The 6,831-nt window shown below is 68.6% G+C and carries 6 protein-coding genes and 1 tRNA gene; 6 read left to right on the top strand and 1 reads right to left on the bottom strand.

Annotation, left to right across the window (positions count from 1 at the left end):
* The first annotated feature begins 3 nt into the window (after positions 1–3).
* The 6 genes from D7Y13_RS35985 (at position 4) to D7Y13_RS35960 (ending at position 5,244) form a co-directional block, all read left to right on the top strand.
* On the top strand, positions 4–1,995 hold the full coding sequence (locus D7Y13_RS35985; RefSeq protein WP_244222419.1) for an ATP-dependent helicase: 1,992 nt from the start codon (positions 4–6) through the stop codon (positions 1,993–1,995).
* Between the two features lie 195 nt (positions 1,996–2,190).
* Positions 2,191–3,813 (top strand): Hsp70 family protein, encoded by a 1,623-nt coding sequence (locus D7Y13_RS35980; protein ID WP_120537806.1) that lies wholly within the window; start codon positions 2,191–2,193, stop codon positions 3,811–3,813.
* Between the two features lie 8 nt (positions 3,814–3,821).
* The gene (locus D7Y13_RS35975; protein WP_120537805.1) at positions 3,822–4,247 is read left to right on the top strand and encodes an SCP2 sterol-binding domain-containing protein; all 426 of its coding nucleotides are present in this window, start codon (positions 3,822–3,824) and stop codon (positions 4,245–4,247) included.
* 20 nt (positions 4,248–4,267) lie between these two features.
* The gene (locus D7Y13_RS35970; RefSeq protein WP_120537804.1) at positions 4,268–4,552 is read left to right on the top strand and encodes a hypothetical protein; all 285 of its coding nucleotides are present in this window, start codon (positions 4,268–4,270) and stop codon (positions 4,550–4,552) included.
* Positions 4,553–4,637: 85 nt separating this feature from the next.
* Positions 4,638–4,709 (top strand) — tRNA-Val (locus D7Y13_RS35965).
* A gap of 244 nt (positions 4,710–4,953) precedes the next feature.
* On the top strand, positions 4,954–5,244 hold the full coding sequence (locus tag D7Y13_RS35960) for a hypothetical protein (protein ID WP_199732980.1): 291 nt from the start codon (positions 4,954–4,956) through the stop codon (positions 5,242–5,244).
* A gap of 116 nt (positions 5,245–5,360) precedes the next feature.
* Here D7Y13_RS35960 and D7Y13_RS35955 read toward each other — a convergent pair whose 3' ends face one another.
* Positions 5,361–6,317 carry a TerC family protein gene (locus D7Y13_RS35955; RefSeq protein WP_370451754.1) on the bottom strand — a complete coding sequence of 319 codons (957 nt, stop codon included), beginning with the start codon at positions 6,315–6,317 and terminating at the stop codon, positions 5,361–5,363.
* Positions 6,318–6,831 lie beyond the last annotated feature (514 nt).

The raw sequence follows: 6,831 nt of genomic DNA, 5'->3' as shown, positions 1-6,831 counted from the left end.
GAGTTGGAGGCGTCGCTCAATGAGGAGCAGCGCGCGGCGGTGGAGGCAGGGGAGGGCCCGGTGCTCGTCATCGCCGGGGCGGGCTCCGGCAAGACGCGCACGCTCACGTACCGCGTGGCGCGCATGTTGGAACGGGGCGTTCCCCCGGACTCGCTGCTCCTGCTCACGTTCACCAACAAGGCCGCGCGCGAGATGCTCCGCCGCGTGGAGGAGCTGGCCGGTGAGTTCGCGGACGTCAGCCGCCTCATGGGCGGCACCTTCCACCACGCCGCGCACATGCTGCTGCGCGAGCACGCGGGCGCGCTGGGCTTCTCCACCGCCTTCACGGTGTTGGATCGCGAGGACTCACGCGACCTGATGGCCACGTGCCTGGCCGAGCGCAAGCTGCGCAGTGACAAGCGCTTCCCACGTCCGGACGCGCTGTTGGATCTGGTCTCGCTGGCCACGAACCTCCAGCAGCCGGTGTCGCAGGTGCTGGTGGACCGCCGTCCCCAGATGCTCCCCGTCGCGCCCGAGGTGTTCGCCACCGCCCGCCGCTTCCAGCAGCGCAAGGCGCAGATGCACCTGATGGACTACGACGACCTGCTCGCGCACCTGAAGCGGCTCTTGGAGGAGCATCCCGTCATCCGCGCGGAGCTCACGGCGCGCTTCCAGGGCGTGCTCGTGGACGAGTACCAGGACACGAACCGCCTCCAGGGCGACCTCGTGGACCTGCTCGTGGGCGAGCGCAGGAACCTCACCGTCGTGGGCGACGACTGCCAGTCCATCTACAGCTTCCGGGGCGCGGAGTTCACCAACATCATCGACTTCCCCCAGCGCTACCCCGGCTGCGGCATCTACCCGCTCACGCGCAACTACCGCTCCACGCCCCAGGTGCTGCGGATGGCCAACGCGGTCATCGCGCGCAACACGCGCCAGTTCCCCAAGGCCCTGGTGTCCGACGCCGCCCCGGGGCCGGTGCCCCAGGTGGTCCCCACCCGCGACGTGAAGGGGCAGGCCACCTTCGTCACCGAGCGCGTCCTCGCGCTGCGCGCCCAGGGCCAGCGGCTGGAGTCCATGGCCGTGCTCTACCGCGCCCACCTGCACTCGCTGGAACTCCAGGTGGAGCTGGCGCGCAACGGCCTGCCGTTCCGGGTGCGCTCCGGGGTGCGCTTCTTCGAGCAGGCCCACATCAAGGACGCGCTCGCGCACCTGAGATGGGTGCACAACCGCACGGATGAACTGGCCTTCAAGCGGCTGGTGCGCAGGCTCTCCGGCGTGGGCTCCGCCAGCACCGAACACCTGTGGACCGCCCTGGGGGCGCTGCCCCAGGAGCTGCCCCTCCCGGAGGCACTGACGCACCCGGACGTGCTGGCCCATGTGCCGCGCAAGGCCCAGGCCGGGTTCCAGCGCTTCCAGGCCCTCTTCACCACGCTCTCCGCCGGGGGGCCGCGGGGGCCGGGGGCCCTGCTCGCGGACGTGCTCGCGGCGAGGGAGCCCACGGCGGCCTCCGACGTGGCCGACCTGCGCGCGCAGGACCTGCGCCAGCTCCAGGAGTTCGCCGAGCGCTTCGAGGACGTGCCCCGCTTCCTGTCCGACATCGCCCTGGTCGCCGAGTTCTCCGCGCAGGGGGCCCTGGACGGCGAAGCGCCGGACGACGTGCTCACCCTGTCCACGGTCCACCAGGCCAAGGGCCTGGAGTGGCGGTCCGTCTTCGTCCTGGGGCTGGTGGATGGGCGCTTCCCGCTGTCGCTCGCCACCCGGAGCCCCGAGGACGAGGAGGAGGAGCGCCGGCTCTTCTACGTCGCCGTCACGCGGGCCCGGGAGGCGCTCTGGCTCGTGTACCCCCACACCTCGCTGCCCCGGGAGGACGGGCGCCTCCTGTTGACGCCGTCGCGCTTCCTGTCCGAGCTGCCCGTCGGTCCTGACGCGGTGTGCGAGGCGCTGCCGCCCCCGGAACCCGACGGGCCGATCCGCGTCCGGGAGCTGGGGCCGGATCCCGACCTGGAGCCCTAGGGGACGGCCCCGGAGGGCATCGGACCCGGCCCGGGCCCCGGCTGCCCGGCCAGCGACAGGGGCCCTCGGCGTGCTGCCCGGTCGGAACTACAGCCAGGGAGGAAGCATCCGCCTAGAAACGCGCACGTAACGGCACGACGTGCTAGAGAGTGAGAACGGGCGCGGCCTCCCCCTGGCGTGCGCTCGCTGAACTTCATGGCGGACAGACCACGCATCGTCGGGATTGACCTGGGCACCACCAACACCCTGGTGGCGTCCGTGCGCAACCGCATCCCGAAGATCGTCCCCACGGATCGCGGCAATCTCATCCTGCCCTCCGTGGTCGCGCTCTCCTCCAAGAACGATCTCCTGGTCGGCGGCGTCGCCAAGGACCAGATGGTGACCAACCCCAAGAACACGCTCTGGGGCACCAAGCGGCTGATCGGCCGCAAGTTCCATTCGAAGGCGGTGGACGACCTCAAGGGGTACTTCCCCTACGACATCGTGGAGGACCCCAACGGGGACGCCGCGGTGACGATGGGCGGCAAGCTGTACTCGCTGCCGCAGATCTCCAGCTTCGTGCTCTCGCAGCTGAAGACCATCGCCGAGCAGTTCCTGGGCGGCCCCATCGACGCGGCCGTCATCTCCGTCCCGGCCTACTACAACGACAACCAGCGCAATGCGGTGAAGGAAGCCGGGCGGCTGGCGGGCTTCGACGTCAAGCGCATCGTCAACGAGCCCACCGCCGCGGCGCTCGCGTACGGCTTCAACCGGGGCCTGGATCAGAAGATCCTCGTCTATGACCTGGGCGGCGGCACCTTCGACGTCAGCGTGCTGCACCTGGCCGGCAACGTCTTCGAGGTGCTCGCCACCGGCGGCGACACGTTCCTGGGCGGCGCGGACTTCGACAACCGCATCATGGAGTACGTGTTGGAGCGCTTCCGCGACGAGACCAAGGTCGACCTCGCCGAAAGCCCCATCGCGCTCCAGCGCATCAAGAACGCCGCCGAGGCGGCGAAGATCGACCTGACGCTCATCCCGAACGTCGTCATCGACCTGCCGTACATCGAGGAGCGCAAGGGCAAGCCGCTGGACCTGCGCATCCCGCTCACCCGCGACTATCTGAACAACCTCACGGGCGACCTGGTGGACCGCACCTTCGAGATCTGCGACCGCGTGCTCGCGGAGAAGGGCATCTCCCGCTCGGAGATCGACGAGATCATCCTGGTGGGCGGCCAGAGCCGCATGCCGCTCGTGCAGCAGAAGATCCAGGCCCACTTCGGCAAGGCCCCGCGCAAGGGCGTGCACCCGGACGAGTGCGTGGCCCTGGGCGCGGCGCTCTTGGGCGACTCGCTGGGCAGCATCGACGCGGTGACGCTGCTGGACGCGCTGTCCATGCCCATCGGCTACGCGATGCCCAACGGCCGCGTGAAGCGCATCATCGAGAAGAACTCGCTCATCCCGATGGTGAAGAGCTTCCGCCTGCCGCCGCCCAAGGACGCGGGCTCGCCCTTCATCGAGCTGGACATCTACCAGGGCGACAGCGACCTGATGGTGGACAACGAGTACCTGGGCACGGTGCGCGTGCCGGCCACGTCCGCGGGCCGGAAGATCGATTTCCGCCTCACCGAGGAGTGTCTGCTCCAGGTGCAGGTGGAGGACAACAGCGGCACGTTGCGCAAGGTGGACCTGGCCACGCGCGACACGCCGGAGCAGTTGAAGAAGGCACTGCAGGAGGTGGCCGCGCGCAACGCGCCGGCGGCCCCCGCCAGCAGCACCGCGTCCAATGACGACCGGGGCCTCTTCTCCAGCATCAAGAGCATCTTCCGCAGGGGGTAGGGGAAGCGATGCCGAAGTTTCCGTCGAAGGAATGGCTGGACGAGGCCGTCCGGCTCACGAACTCGGATCCCGAGTGCGCCATGGCCGGCAAGGGCTGGAAGGGCGACTTCGGGGCCATCATCGAAGCGGAGCCGGGCAAGCTGGCCAAACCCTTCGTGGTGCACGTCGTCCCCGGGGACTGCCGCATCGAGAAGGCCCGCGTGCTGTCGGATCCGGACGACCTGGAGGAGCTGGAGCCGGTGTACCTGGCGCGCGCGCCGTATTCCGTCTGGAAGCAGCTGCTGCTGGGCACGCTCGATCCGGTGGAGGCCGTGCTCAAGCGCCGCATCTCCATGCGCGGCGACCTGCAACCGCTCATCGAACGCATGCGCTACAAGGGCATCGCGGACCGCGTCTTCGCCTCCCTGAAGACCGAGTTCCCCGACGGCCCCTGAGGCCACAGGAGCGCGCACCCATGGGCATCCGGGACACGTTGAAGAAGCAGGCGCTGGGGCTCTCCGGCAAGGCCATGGAGAAGCTCATGGGCGACGAGAAGCGCGCCCTGGCGGTCGCCAATGCCATTGGCCGGGTCCAGCGCGGCAAGCAGGCGCTCGACCGGGGCCAGGACGAGGTGATGAAGGCCCTGCACTTCGCGCCCAAGAGCGAGTTCAAGGCCGTGGGCAAGCAGCTGGCGGGCCTCAAGCGCCGCCTGCGCGAGCTGGACGAGAAGTTGGAGGCGCTGTCGGAAGGGTCCTCCTAGAAATTGCGTTGACACCTACGCGGACGAATGGCACTTATCGCCGCGTCCGTTGCGCAGCGGTGGGGCGCGGCGGCACACAGCAGTCGGGCGCATAGCTCAGTGGTAGAGCACTGCCTTCACACGGCAGGGGTCGCAGGTTCAAGCCCTGCTGCGCCCACACGAAGCGAATGAGGCCGTGAGTCCTTCCAGGGCTCACGGCCTTTCGCTTTTCCACCTTCCAACACTGATGCGCGGTCGCCGGGCAGGGGCCCCGTCCGCTGCCTCACGCGCGGGGGCCTCCAGTGTCAGGTTCCGGCGCAATCGACACCGGTGGGTCTGGGGAAAGATCCAGCCGCTATGTCACCTTCACGGGCGTGCCCAGGACATTGCGATTCACGTGGGATCAGCAGGGTCGTGCGGTCGTGAACGGCCTTCCTCCGGACGACGTGCTGGCGGACTACCTGGCCCAGGAGCTGGGCTTCGAGCCGGCCCGGGCGGAGAAGATGCTGCGCGTCCTCAACGCCGTACGACACGGCAAGCGCGAGCGCTGGGACGTCACCGGCGATGCGTGGAGCCTGGAGCTGTCCCGCGCGCGGGCCTCCATCCACAGCGAGGAGACCATCCCCGGACGCTCCCAGGATCTGCCCCTGGAGGAGTTCGAGGCCGTCGTCCGCTCCTGGCTGGAGTTCATGGAGCTGTCGCGGGCGCACTGACAGACAGCGGCCCCCAGGAAAACGGCCCGAGCCCCCACGCGCATCGAGGGCCCGGGCCTGGAGCCCCACACCCCATGGGACCCACAGCTGTTGAATGTCAGGAAGGCTGAAGCGGCTCAGGCCTTGGTCACGGACGGGAGCTTCGCGTCCGGCGCGGGCGCCTGCGGCTCATGCGGCGGCGTGTGGCGGGCCTTCACCAGCGAGGCCACGATGCTGGAGCCCAGCACCAGCGCGATGACCCCTAGCGACACCGCGGGCGACAGGTGCACCACGTCCACCAGCGCCATCTTCGCGCCCACGAAGATGAGGACGCCGGACAGGCCCACCTTCAGGTAGGTGAACTTCTCCATCGCCCCGGCCATCAGGAAGAAGAGCGAGCGCAGGCCCAGGATGGCGAAGATGTTGGACGTGAAGACGATGAACGGGTCGCGCGTCACGGCGAAGATGGCCGGGATGGAGTCCAGCGCGAAGAGCACGTCGGACGCTTCCACCAGCAGCAGCGCCATCAGGAGCGGCGTCGCCAGCTTGCGGCCGTTCTCCACCGTGAGGAAGTGCTGCCCGTCGAACTTCGGCGTGGAGGGAATCACCCGGCGGGCGGTGCGCATGAGCCAGCCGTCCTCCGGGTGCTCCTCCGCGTTGCGCTGGATGAAGAGCTTGACGCCCGTGAGGATGAGGAACGCGCCGAAGACGTAGATGAGCCAGTGGAAGCGCTCCAGCATCGCCACGCCCGCGAAGATCATCGCCGCGCGCAGCACCAGCGCGCTCAAGATGCCCCAGAAGAGCACCCGGTGCTGGTAGAGCGCCGGAATCTTCAGCGCGGAGAAGATGACGACGAAGACGAAGATGTTGTCGACGGAGAGCGACTTCTCGATGAGGTAGCCGGTGAGGAACTCCATCCCCGGCCCGGAGCCGTAGCGCCACCAGAGGACCGCGTTGAAGGTCAGCGCCAGGCTCACCCACACCGCGCTCCACGCACCGGCCTCCTTGAAGCTGATCGCGTGGGCCTTGCGGTGGAAGACGCCCAGGTCCAACGCGAGCATCGCGAAGACAAAGGCGATGAAGCCGCCCCACATGAGGGGGCTGCCGATGGTTTGTATTGAGTCCAAGGCGTCACCTGGAAAGGGGGGGCTGAAAAGCCAACCCCCTTGAAATAGGAGCCAGGGGACTCTTCGGCAAATAGGGAATCCGGACACAAAGCTTCGGGAAAAGCGAAGTATCGCGAAAGCAGGCGTGCGGAAGGCGTGGGGAGGCGGGCAATCGGGGGCCGCTACCACTGGGGCCGTGATGGGAAGTGTTCACGAACGCCAGGGTTTGCAAAAGCCCCGGCGGAGAACGCCTTCACCGGGCCACAGAGACCCGCCAGGCGCTCGGCCCCACCGTGGCACGCAAGCGCACGGAGCCAGGGCGTGGGGAAGGGGCCGCTGGCGATGGCGTCGCGGCCCCTCCCGTCTCGTGGCCCCAGCACAAGGACACCCCCTCCTGATGCGAAATCGTTTTGTCTTCACCTCCAGCACGCTGCTGCTGGCACTCCATGCTTTTGGCTGCGGCGCGAGCCCTGAACCCGAGCAGACCCCCTCCGACCAGGTC

This window comes from Corallococcus praedator, from assembly GCF_003612125.1.
Classification (GTDB): Bacteria; Myxococcota; Myxococcia; order Myxococcales; family Myxococcaceae; genus Corallococcus; species Corallococcus praedator.
Note: the sequence above shows the minus strand (reverse complement) of the source record. Positions and strands in the feature narration are given on the sequence as shown.

Excerpts from the sequence above, each read along its gene's own strand:
- D7Y13_RS35980 (WP_120537806.1), top strand. The coding sequence starts at position 2,191 with ATGGCGGACAGACCACGCATCGTCGGGATTGACCTGGGCACCACCAAC.
- D7Y13_RS35975 (WP_120537805.1), top strand. The coding sequence starts at position 3,822 with ATGCCGAAGTTTCCGTCGAAGGAATGGCTGGACGAGGCCGTCCGGCTC.
- D7Y13_RS35970 (WP_120537804.1), top strand. The coding sequence starts at position 4,268 with ATGGGCATCCGGGACACGTTGAAGAAGCAGGCGCTGGGGCTCTCCGGC.
- D7Y13_RS35955 (WP_370451754.1), bottom strand. The coding sequence starts at position 6,317 with ATGTGGGGCGGCTTCATCGCCTTTGTCTTCGCGATGCTCGCGTTGGAC.